The 21,155-nt window shown below is 30.3% G+C and carries 22 protein-coding genes; 16 read left to right on the top strand and 6 right to left on the bottom strand.

All coding sequences use genetic code 11. From position 1 onward, the window contains the following. The first annotated feature begins 64 nt into the window (after positions 1 to 64). From smpB to ACH5TX_RS16150, 6 genes are all read left to right on the top strand, one after another. Complete coding sequence (smpB, locus tag ACH5TX_RS16175; protein WP_439340529.1) at positions 65 to 523, top strand: SsrA-binding protein SmpB; 459 nt, start codon at positions 65 to 67, stop codon at positions 521 to 523. 83 nt (positions 524 to 606) lie between these two features. After that, complete coding sequence (locus tag ACH5TX_RS16170) at positions 607 to 1,137, top strand: thioredoxin domain-containing protein (RefSeq protein WP_439340528.1); 531 nt, start codon at positions 607 to 609, stop codon at positions 1,135 to 1,137. 11 nt (positions 1,138 to 1,148) lie between these two features. Beyond that, positions 1,149 to 2,957 carry a Xaa-Pro dipeptidyl-peptidase gene (locus ACH5TX_RS16165; RefSeq protein WP_439340527.1) on the top strand — a complete coding sequence of 603 codons (1,809 nt, stop codon included), beginning with the start codon at positions 1,149 to 1,151 and terminating at the stop codon, positions 2,955 to 2,957. 15 nt (positions 2,958 to 2,972) lie between these two features. After that, a complete protein-coding gene (locus tag ACH5TX_RS16160; protein ID WP_439340526.1) occupies positions 2,973 to 3,518 on the top strand; it encodes a pyridoxamine 5'-phosphate oxidase family protein in 546 nt (181 codons plus the stop codon). A 6-nt stretch (positions 3,519 to 3,524) separates the two neighbouring features. Then, the gene (locus ACH5TX_RS16155; protein ID WP_439340525.1) at positions 3,525 to 4,061 is read left to right on the top strand and encodes a Crp/Fnr family transcriptional regulator; all 537 of its coding nucleotides are present in this window, start codon (positions 3,525 to 3,527) and stop codon (positions 4,059 to 4,061) included. 54 nt (positions 4,062 to 4,115) lie between these two features. Continuing rightward, positions 4,116 to 4,673 (top strand): DinB family protein, encoded by a 558-nt coding sequence (locus ACH5TX_RS16150; protein ID WP_439340524.1) that lies wholly within the window; start codon positions 4,116 to 4,118, stop codon positions 4,671 to 4,673. Positions 4,674 to 4,677: 4 nt separating this feature from the next. Here ACH5TX_RS16150 and ACH5TX_RS16145 read toward each other — a convergent pair whose 3' ends face one another. After that, positions 4,678 to 5,319, bottom strand: a complete 642-nt coding sequence (locus tag ACH5TX_RS16145; protein ID WP_439340523.1) for a protein-L-isoaspartate(D-aspartate) O-methyltransferase — start codon at positions 5,317 to 5,319, stop codon at positions 4,678 to 4,680. Between the two features lie 147 nt (positions 5,320 to 5,466). Here ACH5TX_RS16145 and ACH5TX_RS16140 point away from each other — a divergent pair, with 147 nt between their 5' ends. The 8 genes from ACH5TX_RS16140 (at position 5,467) to miaA (ending at position 14,097) form a co-directional block, all read left to right on the top strand. Continuing rightward, positions 5,467 to 6,426 carry a Gfo/Idh/MocA family protein gene (locus tag ACH5TX_RS16140; RefSeq protein ID WP_439340522.1) on the top strand — a complete coding sequence of 320 codons (960 nt, stop codon included), beginning with the start codon at positions 5,467 to 5,469 and terminating at the stop codon, positions 6,424 to 6,426. Positions 6,427 to 6,540: 114 nt separating this feature from the next. Then, complete coding sequence (locus tag ACH5TX_RS16135; protein ID WP_439340521.1) at positions 6,541 to 7,428, top strand: 3-hydroxyacyl-CoA dehydrogenase family protein; 888 nt, start codon at positions 6,541 to 6,543, stop codon at positions 7,426 to 7,428. A 35-nt stretch (positions 7,429 to 7,463) separates the two neighbouring features. After that, the gene (gene lgt, locus ACH5TX_RS16130; RefSeq protein ID WP_439340520.1) at positions 7,464 to 8,297 is read left to right on the top strand and encodes a prolipoprotein diacylglyceryl transferase; all 834 of its coding nucleotides are present in this window, start codon (positions 7,464 to 7,466) and stop codon (positions 8,295 to 8,297) included. Positions 8,298 to 8,323: 26 nt separating this feature from the next. Then, positions 8,324 to 8,992 carry a YggS family pyridoxal phosphate-dependent enzyme gene (locus ACH5TX_RS16125; RefSeq protein WP_439340519.1) on the top strand — a complete coding sequence of 223 codons (669 nt, stop codon included), beginning with the start codon at positions 8,324 to 8,326 and terminating at the stop codon, positions 8,990 to 8,992. Between the two features lie 25 nt (positions 8,993 to 9,017). After that, entirely contained in the window at positions 9,018 to 10,382 is a 1,365-nt protein-coding gene (locus ACH5TX_RS16120; RefSeq protein ID WP_439340518.1) for an exonuclease domain-containing protein, read from the top strand. Beyond that, positions 10,383 to 12,347: a DUF3858 domain-containing protein gene (locus ACH5TX_RS16115; RefSeq protein ID WP_439340517.1), complete on the top strand. Its 1,965-nt coding sequence runs from the start codon at positions 10,383 to 10,385 to the stop codon at positions 12,345 to 12,347. A 24-nt stretch (positions 12,348 to 12,371) separates the two neighbouring features. Further along, positions 12,372 to 13,202, top strand: coding sequence for an ion transporter (locus ACH5TX_RS16110; protein WP_439340516.1), 831 nt, complete (start codon positions 12,372 to 12,374; stop codon positions 13,200 to 13,202). Then, the gene (gene miaA, locus ACH5TX_RS16105) at positions 13,195 to 14,097 is read left to right on the top strand and encodes a tRNA (adenosine(37)-N6)-dimethylallyltransferase MiaA (protein ID WP_439340515.1); all 903 of its coding nucleotides are present in this window, start codon (positions 13,195 to 13,197) and stop codon (positions 14,095 to 14,097) included. Before ACH5TX_RS16110 ends, miaA begins: the two co-directional genes overlap by 8 nt. 47 nt (positions 14,098 to 14,144) lie before the next feature. Here the strand turns inward: miaA and ACH5TX_RS16100 are convergent, their stop codons facing one another. The 5 genes from ACH5TX_RS16100 to ACH5TX_RS16080 all read right to left on the bottom strand — a co-directional run bounded on the left by ACH5TX_RS16100 (position 14,145) and on the right by ACH5TX_RS16080 (position 18,247). Beyond that, positions 14,145 to 14,873: a LytR/AlgR family response regulator transcription factor gene (locus ACH5TX_RS16100; protein WP_439340514.1), complete on the bottom strand. Its 729-nt coding sequence runs from the start codon at positions 14,871 to 14,873 to the stop codon at positions 14,145 to 14,147. Continuing rightward, positions 14,873 to 15,910, bottom strand: a complete 1,038-nt coding sequence (locus tag ACH5TX_RS16095; protein ID WP_439340513.1) for a sensor histidine kinase — start codon at positions 15,908 to 15,910, stop codon at positions 14,873 to 14,875. The genes ACH5TX_RS16100 and ACH5TX_RS16095 overlap by 1 nt, the downstream gene beginning before the upstream one ends. 14 nt (positions 15,911 to 15,924) lie before the next feature. After that, on the bottom strand, positions 15,925 to 16,263 hold the full coding sequence (locus ACH5TX_RS16090; RefSeq protein ID WP_439340512.1) for a DUF4907 domain-containing protein: 339 nt from the start codon (positions 16,261 to 16,263) through the stop codon (positions 15,925 to 15,927). A gap of 109 nt (positions 16,264 to 16,372) precedes the next feature. Then, positions 16,373 to 17,359, bottom strand: coding sequence for a Kelch repeat-containing protein (locus ACH5TX_RS16085; RefSeq protein WP_439340511.1), 987 nt, complete (start codon positions 17,357 to 17,359; stop codon positions 16,373 to 16,375). A gap of 3 nt (positions 17,360 to 17,362) precedes the next feature. Further along, the gene (locus ACH5TX_RS16080) at positions 17,363 to 18,247 is read right to left on the bottom strand and encodes a DUF6268 family outer membrane beta-barrel protein (RefSeq protein ID WP_439340510.1); all 885 of its coding nucleotides are present in this window, start codon (positions 18,245 to 18,247) and stop codon (positions 17,363 to 17,365) included. 224 nt (positions 18,248 to 18,471) lie between these two features. Here ACH5TX_RS16080 and ACH5TX_RS16075 point away from each other — a divergent pair, with 224 nt between their 5' ends. After that, complete coding sequence (locus tag ACH5TX_RS16075; protein ID WP_439340509.1) at positions 18,472 to 19,782, top strand: DUF4270 family protein; 1,311 nt, start codon at positions 18,472 to 18,474, stop codon at positions 19,780 to 19,782. Then, entirely contained in the window at positions 19,775 to 21,025 is a 1,251-nt protein-coding gene (bamG, locus tag ACH5TX_RS16070) for a BamG family beta-barrel-assembly machinery protein (protein ID WP_439340508.1), read from the top strand. Before ACH5TX_RS16075 ends, bamG begins: the two co-directional genes overlap by 8 nt. Positions 21,026 to 21,155: the final 130 nt, after the last annotated feature.

The raw sequence follows: 21,155 nt of genomic DNA, 5'->3' as shown, positions 1-21,155 counted from the left end.
ATATTTAACTTTTCAACAATTTCAACTAACCTAGAGAAAATAAATTTATGTAGTTTTGTGCTCCATGCAGAAAAACATAAACATACAAAACAAAAAAGCGCGCTTTCTATATGAAATATTAGATAAGTATACCGCTGGTATTGTATTAACAGGAACCGAAATTAAATCGATACGAAGCAGTAAAGCTTCTATTGCTGAAAGTTTTTGTGAGTTTAATGAAAAAGGAGAACTTTTTATAATTAACGCTACTATTGAAGAATATGCTTTTGGTAATTACTACAATCACAGACCTAAAGCCGAAAGAAAGCTACTTTTAAACAAAAAAGAACTTAAAAAGTTACTTAAAGAAGTTCAAAATACGGGACTTACTATTATTCCATTACGTTTATTTATAAATGAAAAAGGCTATGCTAAAGTAGACATTGCCTTAGCAAAAGGTAAAAAGTTATACGACAAGCGAGAAACTATTAAGGATCGTGATAACAAACGTGATTTAGATAGAATAAAGAAAAATTACAAATAGAAATTCTTAATTTTAAGAAAGCCTTAACGCTTCAACGCTTTACAAATCTTTAATTTGTACGCTTAAATAATTACTTTCTATAAATGAAAAAACTAATATTATTGTTAGCGATATGTTTCATATCAATAACAACACATTCTCAAGAAAACCCTGAAGCGGAAAAAGATTACTCATCTAACGTATCAACGCTTGATAATACTATAGAATCTCTATACAATGTAATTTCTGGTGAAAAAGGAAAAGAAAGAGACTGGGATCTTTTCAAGTTTTTATTTAAACCTGATGCTAAATTAATCCCTTCATGGAAAAACAAAGCAGGTGTTTATGAAATACGCTATATGAAACCAGACGATTATATTAATAGTTCTGGAAAATGGCTTGTAGAAAATGGTTTTTTTGAAAAAGAAATACATCGTAATGTTAATACTTTCGGAAATATAACTCAGGTATTTAGTTCGTATGAAACGTTTTATAGTGAAACTGATGAAAAACCGTTTATGCGTGGCATTAATAGTATTCAACTACTAAATGATGGCGAACGTTGGTGGATTGTTAACATTTACTGGACACAAGAAACCGAAGAAAACCCAATTCCTAAAGCATACTTACCTTAAAAATTACAAACATGAATATTGTCTCTAATTTTTTTACCCTAATTTTAATAACAGCCTGTACTTATTCTAGTTTTAGTCAAGAAAAAACTAAACCTATATTTAAAAATGGAGAGGCACAAATAGTAGATGCTTTTAATACGCCTAACAAATGGATACGTACAGACCTTTGGGTTGAAACTACTTTTGATACCGATGGCGATGGTAAACTAGACCGCATGTATGTAGATGTAACTAGACCTTACCAAACAGAAACAGAAGGTTTAAAATTACCTGTAATTTACGAATCAAGCCCTTATTATTCGGGAGTAGCACCAGATGTAGAAGGTGGTTTTTGGGATGTAAATCATGAATTAGGAGAATCAGCAAAAGAACGTGTTCATGCAGAAGTTGTTAGAACAGGCAAACGTCCCATTATATCAAACTCACAAGTTGAAACTTGGGTACCTCGTGGCTATATAGTAGTGCACTCTTGCTCTCCAGGTACTGGTCTATCTCAAGGTTCTCCAACTGTTGGAGACGACAACGAATCGTTAGCTCCTAAAGCAGTAATAGATTGGTTAAACGGACGCGCCAAAGGGTACACTGAACCTTACGGCAACGAAGAAGTTAAAGCGTATTGGACAACAGGTAAAGTAGGAATGACGGGGACATCATACAATGGAACGATTCCTTTAGCAGCTGCAACAACAGGTGTTGATGGTTTAGAAGTCATTATTCCTGTAGCTCCAAACACATCTTATTATCATTATTACCGTTCTAACGGATTAGTAAGATCTCCTGGAGGTTATTTAGGTGAAGATATTGATGTTTTATATGATTTTATTCATAGTGGTGATGAATCTAAACGTGCTTATAGCAATGCAAAAATTCGTGATACTAAAATGAAAAATGGCATGGATAGAATTACGGGCGACTATAACGATTTTTGGGCAGAACGCGATTACCTAAACGATATGAAACCTATGAAAGCAGCTATGTTAATGTCTCATGGCTTTAACGATTGGAATGTGATGCCAGAACACAGTTACCGTATTTATAAAAAAGCTAAAGAAATGGGCTTAGAAACAGGTATTTACTATCATCAATATGCACATGGAGGACCTCCACCAATTAGTATGATGAATAAATGGTTTACGCACTATTTATTTGGTATTGATAATGGTATAGAAAAAGAAACAAACAAAGCATGGATAGTACGTGAAAATGATGATGTAAGTAGTCCAACACCTTATAAAGATTTTCCAAACCCTTATGCTAAACCAATAACATTTCATTTGACTTCTGGTTCGCAAACGGGTGGACTTACTACCTCTAAAACTACTAAACAAGGTACACAAACTTTAATAGATGACTATACTATTTCTGGAGCAGAATTAACTAAATCTGAAAACTCTAAGCATCGCTTATTATTCGTAACACCTGTACTTTCAGAAGATGTTCACATATCAGGAGTTCCAACAATTACTGTTAAATTAGCAAGTAGTAAACCTGCTGCTAACTTATCCGTTTGGTTAGTATCACTTCCGTGGAATGAAGAAAAAGGAGCAAAAATAACTGACAATATTATAACACGTGGTTGGACAGATCCTCAAAACTATAAATCATTAACAAAAAGCAAACCTTTAAAACCTGGTAAATTTTATAAAGTTTCTTTTGATTTAATGCCAGATGATCAAATTATAAAAGCAGGACAACAAATTGGTTTAATGATTTTTTCAAGTGATAAGGAGTTTACACTACATCCAAAACCAGGAACGGAGCTAACAGTTGATTTAGATTGTAGTAGTTTAACATTACCTGTTGTTGGAGGTAAGTATTAACACATCTAAAAAAACATGGGCAAACAACTTCCTGAAATAACACCAGAATTAGAAGACTTCATAAAAGATCAAAAAATCTTTTTTGTTGGTACTGCTGCACAAGATGGTCGTGTAAATATTTCACCTAAAGGACATGATAGCCTTAGAGTTTTAAATGCAAACAAATTGGTTTGGTTAAACCTTACTGGAAGTGGTAACGAAACAGCTGCTCATCTTTTAAAGCATAATAGAATGACAATTATGTTTTGTGCTTTTGAAGGCAAGCCTCTTATTTTAAGACTCTACGGAACTGCCAAAATATACCACGAAAGAGATACTAAATTTCATGAATACATCGATTTATTCGAACAAAATACAGGTTCTAGACAAATTATTGAATTAGATATCGATTTAGTGCAAACCTCATGTGGTTATTCGGTACCATTCATGGATTTTAAAGAAGAACGCGGTATGCTAAATGCTTGGTCGGAGAAACAAGGTAAAGAAAAAATCAAATCCTATTGGCAAGAAAAAAACACAAAAAGCATTGATGGTTTTGAAACTAAAATTCTAGAAGATTAAAATAAAATGTCTCCTATCCAGCAACTCATAGAAACCTTAAATAATGAAAGTTTATGGGATAAAACTATTGAGTTAAACCGTAACGATTATTTAACAACTAAAGGAAAAATTGATACCAATTTGTATTTAGTGTTAAGCGGAAGTTTTCGCCTTTTTGTGATTGATGAAACCGAAGAGCGAACCATTAGATTTGGTTATAAAAATAATTTAATAGCATCACTTGATTCTTTTTTAAACGAAAAACCTTCAGAGTTTTACATCCAAGCTTTAAAAAGTGCTTCTGTAAAAGTAATTAACAAAGCTAAGTTTATGAGTTTTATTGATTCTTCCTTAAAAAACACAAAAGCGTGGCAAGAGGTTTTAGAAAACTTTGTACTTCAGCAAATGGATAGAGAACGTGATATCTTAACAACATCACCTATTGAACGTTATAACCGTGTATTGAAACGCAGTCCTCAATTGTTTCAAGAAATCCCTAATAAATATATTGCCTCCTATTTGCGAATGACACCAGAAACGCTTTCTAGAATTAAAAAATCTTAATTTCAATCAATTTTTATATCTGTTTTATTATCAACCTTTGTAAAAAATAAAACGATGAAAGTTAAAACAGAAACATTAATTTCGGAATTAATAGAATTAACAAGGCAAAACATTAAAAAAGTAGAACAATTAAGCCTAGAACCAATTAGTAAACTCAATTGGAAACCTAATCAAAAATCATGGAGTGTTTTAGAAGCCATAGAACATTTAAATCTATATGGTGATTTTTATTTACCCAAAATAGAAAGTGGCATAAATAATAATATTAATAGTACCATTTCTGGAAGTTACTTTAAACCAGGACTACTTGGCGACTATTTTGCAAAAAGCATGCTACCCAAAGAAAAGCTAAATAAAATGAATACGTTTAAGAGTAAAAACCCAAATGGTAGCGATTTAAACAAATCTACTTTAGAACGTTTTTTATTGCAACAAGAAAAAACACTCATTCTTCTAGATAAAGCTAAAAAAGTAAGTTTAAACAAAACTAAAATACCAACAACTCTTGGAAAACTAGTTAAACTGAACCTAGGAGATACTTTAAAAGTGGTTATTTATCATAACCTTAGACATATTGTACAAGCAGAAAAAACATTAAATACTAACAGCTAACAAACTAATTCTTATCCTCCAATAAAGGCACAAATCGAAATTCACCAAATTCCTCTTGTTCAAATTCTTTTTGTCCTTTTCTTATAAAAAGTGTCATAATTTGAACATCATCACCTACAGGAATTACAAGTCTGCCTCCAATTTTCAACTGGCTCAACAAGGGTTTAGGTACAAAAGGTGCACCCGCTGTTACAATAATGCTATCAAAAGGCGCTTCATCTGGGAGCCCCTTATAACCATCGCCAAAAATAAGTTTCTTAGCACGATAGCCTAATTTTGGTAAAAACTTACTCGTTTTTTTAAACAACTCTTGTTGGCGCTCAATACTATATACTTTAGCTCCTAACTCACACAAAACCGCAGTTTGATAACCACTGCCTGTACCAATTTCAAGAATTTTATGATCTTTTTTCACATTTAATAGTTCACTTTGAAAAGCAACAGTATAGGGTTGTGAAATAGTTTGGTCTGCCGAAATAGGAAATGCTTTGTCTTGATAAGCATGGTCTAAAAAACTAGAATCCATAAACAAATGTCTTGGTATTTTGCCAATGGCATTCAAAACTGCTTCATTGCTTATTCCTTTCTTTTTTAATACGTTAACTAACTGCTGTCTTAATCCCTTGTGCTTAAAAGTGTCTTTCAATGTTGGTCTGGTTTATTCTGCTAAAATTAGTCAAAGATTTTAAAGCTGAAAACAATTTTATCACATTTTATTTTCACTAAAAAATTCATGTTAAATCATCAAATTCATGTGTTAAATATCTTATTTTTGTTGAAAACGTAAATAATTATGCTAAAAGTTGGTGTACTTGGTGCTGGCCACCTAGGAAAAATTCATTTAAGACTTCTTAATCAATCTGAAAAATACAACCTTATAGGGTTTTATGATGCTGATGAAGCAAATGGTAAAAAAGTAGAAGCCGAATTTGGATATAAATTTTTCGATTCTATTGAATCACTCATCGATGCGGTTGATGTGGTAGATATTGTAACGCCTACCCTATCTCATTACGATTGTGCAAAACAAGCCATTGCAAAAGGTAAGCACATTTTTATTGAAAAACCTATTACCAATACGGTTGAAGAAGCCGAACATATTAGGCAGTTATTGGCCGACAATAATTTACGCGGACAAGTAGGACATGTAGAACGTTTTAATCCAGCATTTTTAGCTATTAGAGACGATATTAAAGCACCTATGTTTATTGAAACACATAGGTTAGCAGAATTTAATCCGCGTGGTACAGATGTACCAGTGGTTTTAGATTTAATGATTCATGATATCGATATTATTTTAAGCATCGTAAAATCTAAAGTCAAAAATGTATCTGCAAGTGGTGTCTCGGTTATAAGTGACACACCAGATATTGCCAATGCCCGATTAGAATTTGAAAATGGTTGTGTAGCGAACTTAACGGCAAGTAGAATTTCACTTAAAAGAATGCGTAAAGCACGTTTCTTTCAAAAAGATGCTTATATCTCTGTAGATTTTCTTGAAAAGAAATGTGAAGTTGTTAAAATGAAAGATGCACCTGAAAATCCTGGTGATTTTGATATGGTATTGCAAAATGCCGAAGGTGTGAAAAAACAAATCTATTTTGACAACCCTAAAGTAGCTGATAATAATTCTATTTTAGACGAATTAGAAACTTTCGCAGATGCTATTAACAATAACACAACACCTATTGTAACCCTACATGACGGTACCGAAGCATTACGCGTTGCTACACAGATTATTAATTGTTTTTAATTCCATATTTTATTATTCTCTTTGGTAAGAAAAAATCTAATAGATTAAGACTTATAATTAAAAGATATTATTAACACAACAGTTTCTCTCTTTTGGAGAGAATAAGAGAGGCTTATGAAAAACATAGCAGTAATAGGTGCAGGAACCATGGGAAATGGTATTGCACATACCTTTGCCCAAAAAGGATTTAAAGTAAACCTTATTGATATTAGTGAAGCTTCATTAAAAAAAGGCATAACTACCATTTCTAAAAATTTAGATAGAATGGTTGCTAAAGAAAAAATTACAGAATCTGAAAAAGCAAATACACTTTCTAATATTACAAGTTATACATCTATAGAAAAAGGTGTTGAATCTGTTGAATTAGTCGTTGAAGCAGCCACAGAAAATATAGATTTAAAACTCAATATTTTTAAACAATTAGATGAAGTTTGTAATGAAAACACCATGCTTGCTACAAACACATCTTCAATTTCTATTACACAAATTGCAGCAGTAACCTCAAGACCAGATAAAGTCATTGGTATGCACTTTATGAATCCGGTTCCTATTATGAAACTGGTTGAAATTATTCGTGGTTACAATACTAGTGATGACGTTACAAAAACCATCATGGATTTATCTAAAACACTAGGTAAAGAACCTGTTGAAGTTAATGATTACCCAGGATTTGTTGCCAATAGAATTTTAATGCCGATGCTTAACGAATCTATTGAAACCTTATACAATGGTGTTGCAGGCGTACACGAAATAGATACAGTTATGAAACTTGGTATGGCACACCCTATGGGACCATTACAACTAGCCGATTTTATTGGATTAGATGTTTGCTTATCTATACTTAATGTGATGTACAATGGTTTTAAAAACCCTAAATACGCACCTTGTCCATTACTAGTAAACATGGTTAATGCGGGTAAATTAGGTATAAAATCTGGGGAAGGTTTTTATGATTATTCTGAAAGTAGAAAAGCTGAGATAGTAGCGAAACAGTTTCAATAGTAGTTACGTTTTAATTGTACACAATAAAGTAATAAATGAACAACGGAATTATAAATTGGAATCTTGACCCTGTTATATATTGGATAACTGATACTTTTCCTTTAAAATATTATGGTTTATTTTTCATAACAGGAATTCTTATATCACATTACGTATTAAAAGGAATTTACTCTAAAGAAAACATCCCCATTGAAAATTTAGAGAAGTTGTTTATTTACTCTGTTATTGGTATTGTTTTAGGCGCAAGACTCGGTCATTGTTTGTTTTATGATCCGTCATATTACTTTCAAAATCCAATTGAGATTTTATTACCAATAAAAAAAATAGGTGATTCATATCAATTTACTGGTATTCAAGGATTAGCAAGTCACGGAGGAACTATTGGAGTATTAATAGCCATTGGAATCTATTGTAAAAAATATAAAACCAACTTTTTATGGGTTTTAGATAGAATAGCAATAGCTGCTCCAATTACAGCCGCTTTTATTAGGTTTGGAAATCTTATGAACTCAGAAATCTATGGAAAGCCTACAAACGGAAACTGGGGAGTTATATTTCAAAGAGATGATTTAATTCCAAGGCATCCTACACAACTCTATGAAGCATTTTCATATCTTTTAATATTCGTAATCTTAATGCTTATCTATAAAAAAAGAGGTAAAGAAAAATCTAACGGATTGTTTTTAGGCTTGGCTTTGATTTTGATATTTTCTGCAAGATTTATAATAGAGTTTTTTAAAGAAAATCAAGTCGGGTTTGAAGATAGCATGACTATAAACATGGGACAAATATTAAGTATTCCATTTATAATTATCGGACTAATTTTAATTCTTATAAATAAAAAGTCTACTGTAAAACACCGTAAATAATTCAGTTTATAAAGCACACAAAATCAATGAGTATACAACAAAACCTCAACCATATAAAATCTACATTACCAGAACACGTTACTCTTGTTGCTGTTTCTAAAACAAAACCTGTTTCTGATTTAATGGAAGCCTATAATGCTGGACAACGCATTTTTGGTGAAAATAAAATTCAGGAAATGGCTGAGAAACATGAGGTCATGCCAAAAGATATTGAATGGCACATGATTGGGCATGTACAGAGCAATAAAGTAAAATATATGGCGCCTTTTGTAAACTTAATTCATGGCGTTGACAACTTTAAATTGCTAAAGGAAATAAATAAACAAGCCAAAAAGCATGATAGAATTATTGATTGTTTGTTTCAAATAAAAATTGCTTCAGAAGATTCTAAATTTGGAATGACTCATTCTGAAGTGTCTGAAATATTACAATCTGAAGAATTTTCAGAATTAAAAAACATTAGAATTATTGGACTCATGGGAATGGCTACTTTTACTGATGATGAAAATCAAGTAAAAAATGAATTCAATCTTTTAAAGTCTACTTTTAACGATTTAAAACAATTGGAAACTGCAAACTGTAAACTTCAAACTGTTTCAATGGGCATGAGTGGCGATTATCAACTAGCAATTGATTGTGGTAGTACTATGGTTCGAGTTGGAAGTAGTATCTTTGGTGTGAGAAATTACAATTAAAAACAAATAAACGCATAAATATTTTTTGTACGCAATACTAGATATAGAAACTACTGGAGGTAAATTTAATGAAGAAGGTATTACTGAAATAGCCATTTATAAATTCGACGGACACGAAGTTGTCGACCAATTTATAAGCTTAGTAAACCCCGAACGAGACATTCAACCTTTTGTAGTTAACCTTACTGGCATAAACAGTAATATGCTTAAAAATGCCCCTAAGTTTTACGAAGTTGCAAAACGTATTGTAGAAATTACCGAAGGCTGTATTTTAGTGGCACACAATGCGCAATTTGATTATCGCATATTATGTACAGAATTTAGACGTTTAGGCTTTGATTATGAACGCCCATCTCTTTGCACTGTAGAGTTAGCCAAAGATTTAATTCCAGATCAAGCATCTTATAGTTTAGGAAAATTGGTGCGCTCACTTGGTATTCCTGTTACCGATAGACATCGCGCCTCTGGTGATGCTTTAGCAACGGTAAAATTATTTAAAATGTTACTAGATAAAGATACTAACAAAAACATTATTAAAGAATCTATTAATCTAAACCCAAAACATAAATTAAAAAGTAAACATTTAAATATTCTTGATGGGCTACCTTCAGCTACGGGAGTTTATTATATTCATAAAGAAAATGGTGATATTATATACATTGGAAAAAGTAATAATATAAAAAAACGAATCAATCAACACTTTACGAACACCAATCAGAAATCAAAAAAAATACAAGCCTTAGTACATTCGGTTACTTATGATGCCACAGGAAGTGAATTAGTGGCTCTTTTAAAAGAAAGTGAAGAAATAAAACGTATAAAACCAATATTCAATAGAGCCTTACGTCGTAATACTTTTACCCATGCACTATATAGTTTTAAAGATGAAAATAATTATATAAATCTGAAAATTGATATAGCAGACGGACGCAAAAAACCAATAACAACTTTTAGTAATAGACAAAGCGGAAAAAGTTTTATTACAAAAGCTGTTGAAGATTATAATTTATGTCAAAAACTTACTGGTTTATATAAAACCAAAACCAGTTGTTTTAATTACGATATAAAAACATGTGAAGGCGCTTGCATAAATAAAGAACCTGTGCAACTGTATAACAATCGTGTAGAAGCACTTATTGAAAAAAACAGTTATGATAATAAAAATATGGTTATTGTAGATAAAGGTCGGGACATAGACGAGCATAGCGCTATACTTATAGAAAATGGTATTTTTAAAGGCTTAGGTTTTTTCAATTTAAACTACCAAATTAATAATATTGAAGTATTGGAGTCTATTATAACTCCTATGGAAAACAATAGAGATTCTCAACATATCATTCAAAATTATTTACGGAAAAATAAACGTTTGAAAATTATAACACTAGACTAAATGAAACAGTTTTATTTCACCCTACTATTACTTCTCTCTTTTTTATTTACATATTCACAAGAAAACGATAAAGATCAAACGTATAGAGTTTCGCTTAGCGATTTAAAAATGACTTCATACGCTAAAGATTCTACAGCTAATGCTCTAGTACTTTATGAAAAGGGAAACAGCTATGTAGATGAACGTGAATATGATCTAAGAACTCAAGAAAAACATAAAATTAAAATACTTAATAAAGAAGGCTTTAACCATGCAAATGTCACTATTTATTTATATAAAAGTGACAATAATAAATATGAAGAAGTAGAAGACATTATGGCGTCTACTTATAATTTAATAGATGGCGAAGTAGTTATCACAAAACTTGATAAAAAGAATATATACCGAGAAAAATATGATGAAAACCACACGCTTGTAAAATTCACTTTACCAAATATAAAAGAAGGCTGTGTAATAACTTATAGTTATAATCTAATTTCTCCATTTATGTTTAAATATAAAGGGTGGAATTTTCAAGGAAGTATTCCTAAATTATACAGCGAATATTGTACTAGTATACCTGGAAATTGGGAGTATAACATTAAACTAGTTGGTGGAAAAAAACTTTTTATTAATGAATCTAAAGTAAAGAAGGATTGTTTAAGAGGTGGTAATGGCGGTGTAGCAAACTGCTTTGAAGCTAAATACGCCATGAAGGATATGCCCGCTTTTATTGAGGAAGATTACATGACTAGCAAATCTAACTATTTAGCTAGAATTGAATACGAATTAAAAGTTTTCACACACTTTGATGGTAGAAAAAATTTATACACAAAAACATGGAAAACTGTAGATGCCGATTTAAAAAAAGAAAAAACAATTGGCAAACAATTATCTAAGTCTATAAAAGCTGAAGAGATATTACCTCCTAACATTTTTAACGAAACAGACCCTTTAAAAAAAGCCAAAGCTATTTATCAATTTACTCAAAAAAACTACAGTTGGAATAATGAATTCCGTATGTTTAATGATGTATCTATTAAAGATTTAATTAAAACAAAATCTGGTAATGCAACTGCAATAAATATATTACTCAAAATTTTATTAGAAGAAACAGGAATACATGTTAATCCTGTGCTAATATCTACCAGAGCAAACGGTTTTGCAACAAAAATATACCCAGTCATTTCAGATTTTAATTATCTAATAGTGCAAGCCACTATTGAAGGAAAAACATATTTACTAGATGCAACTGATGATTATTTAAGCTTTGGAGATATTCCTTTTAGATGTCTTAATCAAGATGGACGCTTATTAGATTTTAAAAATGGAAGTAAATGGATCGATATTAAACCTCAGAAGAAATCAACTACCTTATATAATGTAGAACTACATATTGACACTGATAATAACTTTGCTGGTATTGTTAAAAACAAACGCACAGGATATCATGCATTAAAAGTAAAAAAGAAATATTTCCCTAATGAAGATGCTTATATTGAAAGACTCGCAAATAACTCACCTTACATTGAAATATTTGATTATGATACCACTACTAATGATAAAACGAGTCCTGATTTCTCTGAATCATATAATATAGAGTACAATACCGACAATACAGGAGATATTTTATACATTAATCCATTTTTTACAAAGTTTTTTACAGAAAACCCTTTTAAACTTCAAGAACGCACCTACCCTATAGATTTTGGTTATAAAGACATCTATTTATATATGTTTAAACTAAATTTTGATGAAAACTATAGTGTTATTGACAAACCAGAAGACCTTATTTTATCACTCCCAAATAATGAAGGACTTATAACATTTTCAACCAAAGTTTTAGGCAATTCTATAAATTTAGTAATGAAAATAGACTTTAAAGAAGCTATTTATCCACCAGAATATTACCCATATTTAAAAAAGTTTATGAGTAAAATAGTTGATATCCAAACAAACTCTATTATTGCCCTTAAGAAAAACTAATAATCTTTTCTTACTTTTGAATATATGAACAAGCTTCAAAATAAAGGTTGGAAAACAAAACTTCATGAAATAATTTATGAAGCAGATACACCTAAAGGAAAGTTATTTGATGTTGTATTGCTTATTGCTATTCTTGCAAGTATTTTGCTTGTTATGCTAGAAAGCGTTGCAAGTATTGATAATAAATACCATGACATCCTTAATATTTCAGAATGGGTTATAACCATACTTTTTTCTATAGAATATATTGCAAGAATAATTACCGTAAAAAAACCTATAAAATATATTTTTAGTTTTTATGGTATTATAGATTTTCTATCAACTATTCCTAAATATATATCACTGCTTGTAGGTGGCTTACATGCACTTGCTGCTTTAAGAGCTTTACGACTACTTCGTGTTTTCAGAATTTTAAAACTAGCTCGTTATTTAGGGGCTTCCAATAATTTAGTAGCTGCTATAAAAGCAAGTCGTGTCAAAATTTCGGTATTTCTATTTGCTGTTGTTATAATATCTATCATTTTGGGTACTATTATGTATTTAATTGAAGGAGAAGAAAATGGCTTTACAAATATCCCTAAAAGTGTTTACTGGTGTATAGTTACATTAACTACAGTTGGTTATGGCGACATTGCGCCACAAACTCCTTTAGGGCAATTCATTGCTTCTATTGTTATGATTTTAGGATACGGCATCATTGCAGTACCAACTGGAATAGTAACGTCTGAATTCACTAAATTAGGTTCTGAAAAACCTGAAACAAATACCCAGTCTTGCCGAAACTGTTCATCTGAAAACCATAAAGATGATGCCACTTTTTGCGATCATTGTGGACATAAACTAAAACATGAGTAAAATTCTAATTTCTATAGTTGGTCCTACTGCTATTGGAAAAACAGCACTAAGTATTAAACTTGCTAATTATTTTAAAACTGAAATAATTTCGGCAGACTCGCGGCAATTTTTCAAAGAGATGCAAATTGGTACTGCAGCGCCTACCTCAGAAGAATTAGCAGCTGCTAAACATCATTTTATTCATCATAAATCTATACACGATGAATATAATGTAGGTGCTTTTGAAAAAGATGCTCTTAAATGTTTAGATACTCTTTTTAAAAACCACGATGTTGTTATTATGGTTGGTGGATCTGGTCTTTATGTGGATGCAGTAACAAATGGTTTAGATAATTTCCCAAAAGTAGACGCCAGTATTCGTGAGAATTTAAATAATGATTTAATTAGTAAAGGACTCCCTTATTTACAAAATCAACTAAAAGAGCTCGACATTACATCATACAATACGATTGCAATTGACAACCCAAAACGTGTTATTCGCGCTTTAGAAATTTGTATTGGTTCAGGAAAACCATATTCATCATTTTTAAACAAAGGAAAAGAAAAACGAAACTTCAAAACCATAACAATTGGACTTACTGCCGAAAGAGAAACCATTTACAACCGTATTAATAAACGTGTTGATTTAATGATGCAAGCAGGACAACTAGACGAGGCAAAAAGTTTGATTGAATATGAACATTTAAACGCCTTAAACACCGTTGGCTATAAAGAATTATTCAACTTTTTAAATGGAGAATGGACACTTGACTTTGCTGTTTCTGAAATTAAAAAGAATACACGGCGCTTTGCAAAACGACAACTTACTTGGTTTAGAAGGAATGAGCAAACACTTTGGTTTGATTATGAAACCGATGTAGAAGCCATAATAAAGCAGTTAGATATTTATAAATAACTCTTTTTAGTTGAATTTTCAACTAAGTTTAAACGAATATCTCTTATTTAAACCCCAAGTCGTTTTATAACATCACCTTTATAAGTTTCCCCAATGGGAATTTGAACATTATCAGCAATAATTTTTGTTTTTTGTAATGCGCTAATAAAATCGATATTTATGACATAAGAACGATGCACCCTAATGAATCGGTTTGATGGTAATTTTTGAAGAATATCTTTAAAACTAGATAAAGTCAAAATAGCCTTATCTGATTGTGTGGTGTAAATTTTTATATAGTCTTTTAAACCTTGAATGTACTTTATAGTATTGGTGTTTATCTTTATATTTTCGTATTCAGATTTAACAAAAATAAAATTATCTGTATTTTCAAAAGATGGAGATTCACTAAACACGTCTGTATTTATAGTGTTATTCTGTTCTAACTCATACTTTTCCTTTGCTCGTGTAACTGCTTTTAAAAATCTGTGAAATGGTATAGGTTTTACTAAATAATCGGTAGCATTTAAATTAAACCCATCTAAAGCATATTCTGGATATGCGGTTGTAAAAATAAACTGCGGTATATTATCTAAAGCCTTAACTAAATCTATACCTGTAAGATTGGGCATTTCAATATCTAAAAAAACAAGATCTACTTTATTCTTATTTAAAAGCGTAATAGCTTCTAATGGGTTTGTACACTTAACAACTATTTCTAATCCTCCTACTTGCTTTACATAAGATTCTATAACATCGATAGCCAAAGGTTCATCATCAATTATAACACACTTCATTAGTCCAGTTTTAAATTTAAATTTACAATAAATCTATTGTCTTTTTCTTCAATAAACAGCTCATGTTTTTTTGGATATAAAAACTCTAAACGCTCTTTTGTATTTTGCAACCCAATACCAGAACTGTCCTTGTCTGTTTTTCTACCACCAATAATATTAATACAGCTAAATTTTAAATCATCTTCATCTATATTAATTTCTATTTTAACTTCAGTATTCCCCGTATAATCTGTACCATATTTAAAAGCATTTTCTATAAATGAAATAAATAATAGAGGTCTTATTTTTTGATTTCTTATAGATCCATGAATATTTATTGTAACATCTTTATTATTAGCAATACGTAGGCGTTGTAATTTTAAATAGTTTTGAACATATGCTAGTTCTCTTCCTAGTGAAACAAACTCACTGTTAGTTTCATACAGCATATAGCGCATTAATTCTGATAATGTAATAACAGCTTCTGGCGCATCATTAGATTTTTGAGTAGTAAGCGAATAAATGCTATTTAATGAATTAAATAAAAAATGCGGACTTAATTGATGCTTTAAAAAATGAAGTTCTGTTGAAAATTTTTGTGATTCAATTTCTTTTTTTGTCCTTTCGTTTTTATTCCATTCGCCATAAACTCTAAAAGCTATTCCTGTAACTACTAATAATATATTGAACACAAATGGTCCTAAAAACCTAAATTTCATATTAAAATCAGGTTTAATTCTTTCTATATCTAGTCTAAAATCTGTTCTAAATTTTGTTTCTAATTGTGCAAATAATATTATTGATATTACCATTAAAACAAATACAAAAAACACATATAGCAACGCTTTTTTCTTTAACAGAAAACGAGGTATTAAAAAAGAATAATTTATATAAAAAATTAAAACATTTAATATTAAAATTACGACAATGGGTATAAAGGCTCCTTCAATCTGAGCTCTTGGATGCATTAAAAAAAAGCATAAAAACAAAGCCCATATAGACACATGCAATAGTATTTGCTTACGCTTTATATCATCAATAAATTTCACACTTCCCATAGTACTAAAATAAACTAGTTTAATTTAATTTTAAGCTGTTTTAAATCAATTAACGAAACTTTAGGGTTCTCTTTATTTTTTAGCTTTTCTTTAACTAAACCACCAACTTTTAAGGCGTCATTATAAGAATAAAAAGGTTGAACATTTTGTATTACCGGAATATAATCTTGCTTAATTAATAGCTTTTCTTTGTAAGTTATACTATATCCATAACCAGAATTTGCTTCGTACACAAGCACTTCATAATGATTGTTTATAGTATTTACATTCATTCTTACTACAATAAGAGCTATTAGACTAATACTTAAAACAAAGACTACTGCAATTGTATATTTTTTTTTAACATTTTTCATATATCTATAAACTTAAAAAGAAATCCAAAGCGGCAATAATCTTAAACAAAAATGAGAGAGATTTTGCCATACTTTGGATTTCAAAAAAAACTACTAATCAAACAAATCTTTAATCCTCATCATCATAATCTTCTTGAGGATGAATTTCATAAGCATCGTATAAATACAAACTTCCTGTTCTTCCTAAACCAACAAAAGCTCTATTTCCATTGGAGAAACTAACCGCATCTTGTCGTGCTGATGCTTCTAATCCTGTAATTTCTTCCCATTCATCAGATAAAGGATCATATTCCCAAACAGATGCCATTACACCTCCATAATATCCTGTAGTAACATAACCTAAGCCTCCTAAAGTAAATGATACTGCATTAGATCTAATAATGTTATAATCATCTTCTTCGTTTAAGTCTTGTAATCGCGTCCAATTTTCTGTAGCAGGATCAAACTTCCAAAAATCTTCTTGATAAATACCATTAGTAACTCCAGTTCCTATATAAACCATATCATTTATAATAAACGCCGTACCATCTTTTCTTTTATTACCTCCAAAGCCTAGTAATTGTGTCCATGCATTAGTTGTTGGATTGTATTTCCAAAAATCTTTTTTATCATAATCGCCATCATAACCAGTACCAATATACCCCATACCGTTGGCTCCAAAACCAATAGCAGCTCTTCTAACTCCTCCTCCAAAATCGGCTTTTTGTTCCCATGAATTAGCTTCAGGGTTATACTCCCAAAAATCACTTAATTCATTATCGCCATCATAACCAATACCAACATATCCTTTACCATCAATAGCAAAACCAGACCCCGAACTTCTTCCTACTCCAGGAAAATCTGCCTTTTGTACCCAATAGTTGCCATTTATATCAAATTGCCAAAAATCGGTTAAATAATCATCGCCATCATATCCCGTACCCATATAACCATAATCGCCTATTGTAAAACTAGCCGCATTAGCCCTTGGTATACCGTCAAAGGCAGAAGCATCTACCCAATTACCTCTATCTTCTCCATCATCATCAGATGAGCAGCTAGAAAAAATAACTGCCATAGTTAATATTGTTATTAAAAGTGTTTTTCTGTTTTTCATAATCTAGTTTTTATTTTTACTTTTTAAATTAAATTTTATTCCTGCTGATAGAAATGGTTTAGAAACCGTATTAAAATCAAAAACCTCATCATCATTATTATTTAACAAGGTGTATTTATTTGAAACTGAATAGCCGCCTTTAAAAGAAATTGACCAAAAACCATCCATTATATAATCGTATTCTAAACCTAAACTTGTTGTAGTAAAAGAAGCTTTATTGGCTTCTGTCATGGTATTTACATAGGTTAAACTATTTAAATTAGCGTATACACCATCAATAGACAAAAAAGATTTTAATGAACTCACAGGACTCATTTTATAGTTTGCATAGGTTTTAGGATACCCAATACTATATGAGAATTTATTATTTACCTGCTTAGTATAACTTACTATTGGCAAAACATTAGGTTTTCCTGTTATAACATTATAACTTGCTCCTACTATTAGACTTCCTTTTCCCGTTTCTCCTCCTATTTTTTTACTAAGGAATATATCTCCTAATAAAAGTAAATCGTCGCTACTAACTGTGTTTATTAAATTTGAAGCTATTGACACTTCTGCTTTAGCTGATATTGAGACAGTATTAGATATAGGATATATATAATTTAAACCATAGCTTATATTATAGAACTCCGTTAAATTGGCAGTTGCAAAACTATAATCGTTTGTATAGTTTAATTGATAATAATCAAAACCAATACTATTTATTATTTTTCCTTTTTTTAATTTAACTGGAATATTAGCCTTTAAATCGGTTTTATAAAAATCGACCTCATCTCCCCCTATTGGAGCTAAACTGTAGTTAAAAGAAAACATGTGCTCTTTTAACTGGGCAAAAGATTTGTTTGCAACTGAAATGATAAAAGCTACCATAATAATTCTTTTCATCTATTGAATTAATTTTGACCAAATCTATTCTTACAATCCTATATATAAAAAGATAATAGCTATTCTAAGGATTAGTCTATACAAACAAGGGAATTATTAAGACAAACCTCTTAAAATCAATTTAATAGTTAAATTTCTCCTATTGGCATATTAAAAATAAGCGTTCGTATAACTTATTTTATTTGAAATCCTTGTTAAATTAAGTTCGCATAAATTATATTTTTATGACACTAAAGCAAGTAATTGCAGTTCCAATAATAACTTTCTTGTTATTAGCATCAATCCTTTCTTGTGAAACAGATAATAACGGATTTCCTGTTGGAGAAGATTGGATAAACTTAGATACTAAAGTTTATTTTATTGACACATTATCTATTGAAAACACAACATTTAAATTTGATTCTCTTATAACATCCAATACGAATAGATTGTTAATAGGATTATATAACGATCCTGTATTTGGCATAACAAAAAGCAAAAGTTATGTACAACTCTTAAACTCAACCTATGGTTTAGCTGATGATGCTGTTTTTGATTCTGTAGCTTTAATATTAAACTATGATCATTATTTTTACAATGATACTATTCCTGTTCAAAAAATAAATATATATGAAGTTTTAGATGATATTGAACCTGATGATGAAACCAACAGTTTTTACAATACCACAAACTTTAATTATAACACCACGCCTTTAGCATCAAAAAGTTTTATAGCAAAGCCTAAAAAAGACGACTCGTTACATGTTTCTATAAGTAATACTTTTGGGAAAGATATTTTTGATAAAATTCAACTAAATACCATAAATAACTCTGATGAATTTTTAAAAGAGTACAAAGGGTTAGTTATTGAACCCGATGATAATAACACTACTGTTTTAGGGTTTTCAAACACTAGTTTTCTTCGTATTTATTATAGCTTTGAAAATGATGAACTTGAAGATGGGGAAAAGACCATAGATTTGCCTTTTAATTCTAGCTATAGCTTTCATAATATATCTAGTAATAAACAAGGAACCGTATTTGAATCACTTCCAGATCAAGAAACACTATTACCTAGTACAATTACAGATAACAACAGTTTTTTACAAGCAGGTACTGGTATTGCTACAAGAATTAACATTCCAAATATAGAATCGATATATGATATTGATGGTGATGGGATTATTATTGATGCTAACTTAAAAATTTCTATAAAACAAAATTCGAGTACAAAGAACTTACATACTAACGATTCTTTAAATGTATACATTATAAATAGAAAAGCTGAAATTTTAAGTCCTTTAACAGACACACAAGGTAATACCGTATTAGGGCGCATTGTAAACGAAGATTCTGAATTTAATATTATAGATTATTCAATTCCTGTTAAATATTTTTTAAACTTAAAACTAACAGATATTAATGCCGACAATTTGTTTTTAGCAATTTACCCTAAAGACTTTAATTCGTCTGTAAACCGATACATATTAAATGGAGAAGAGGCATCGCAAAACATCAAATCTAAACTAGAATTAACTTACGCAATTTATGATTAATAAATATACAATATTGGGTGTTTTAACACTCGTATTTTCGGTAAAAATAACGGCTCAATCTAATGCGCTTTCTAGTTCGCCATATTCATTATACGGCTTAGGCTTAAATAACGAAACAACTACCGGAAAACTAAATGGTTTGGGTGGTTTAGGTTTTGCATTACCTTCAAGTTCTTTTATAAACAATTCAAATCCAGCATCACTTGGTAGTATTAAACCAAATTCTTTCTTCTATGATTTTGGTTTTAAAGCTCAAACCAACACGCTTTCAGAAGGAGGAAGTTCTAACAATAATATTATAGCAAATTTTTCTAACATTGCCATTGCTTTTCCTATTACAAAAAAGTCTGGTTTTGGTGTTACCCTTATTCCTTTTACTAATGTAGGCTATTCAATATCTAATATTACATCCAATATAGAAGGAAGTGACAATGGTATATTCTTTACTAACATTGATGGTTCTGGAGGTATTAATAGCTTAAAATTAAATTACGGATATGCAATAACCAACAAGTTAAGACTTGGTATTACAGGGTCTGTCTTATTTGGACAAATAAAACAAACAGAGACAGACAACTTACCGTACAATCAATTTATAATTGATGATGTTACTAATTATTCTGGTTTTCAAACAGGAGCAGGTATACAATATGATGCTTTAAAAAACCTATCGTTTGGTGCCATTGTAAACTTACCAACAAACCTTGGCGGAAGTAAATCTAGTACTATAACACTTTTAAATAGCACTTCTGTTTCAGATTTAACTGAGAATTCTGAAAGTAGTATTAATGATTTTAAACTTCCTTTAGAACTTGCTTTTGGTATAAAAACAAATTTAAAAAAGAATCTGGCTTTTAATCTAGATTATAAAAAAAGTTATTGGGATGACACTAATCAAACAGATCAAATTGGCACTTATGTAAATCAAGATTATATTGGTATGGGACTTCAATATAATGGTAACAAAAGAACTTCAAAATTCTTTAATAGCTTAGAATATCGTGCTGGTTTTAATTATAATAATGGAAATTTAGAAGTTAATGACCAACGTATAAAAAGTTCTGCATTAAACTTAGGTATTGGAATTCCTATTAAAAACGGTACTAATTCTATGATAAACATTGGTTACACTTATGGAAACAAAGGACAAATAACAAACGGCTTAATAAAAGAAAACTACCATCTATTCTCTATAAATTTAAGCTTAGAAGGTATTTGGTTTCAAAAAAGAAAGTATAACTAAAACACATATTTTAAAGAAAAAACACTTGTTTTAACTTTATAAACATTTTCAGCTACATTCGTTTATTAAACGAACCTCTAAAAAACACACATCAAAATAACCAACAATTAAATTATCTTTGCAAAACATA

Origin of the sequence: Thalassobellus citreus (assembly GCF_044385915.1) — a bacterium.
Taxonomy (GTDB): Bacteria; Bacteroidota; Bacteroidia; order Flavobacteriales; family Flavobacteriaceae; genus Thalassobellus; species Thalassobellus citreus.
This window is presented reverse-complemented; position numbering and strand designations above follow the sequence as displayed.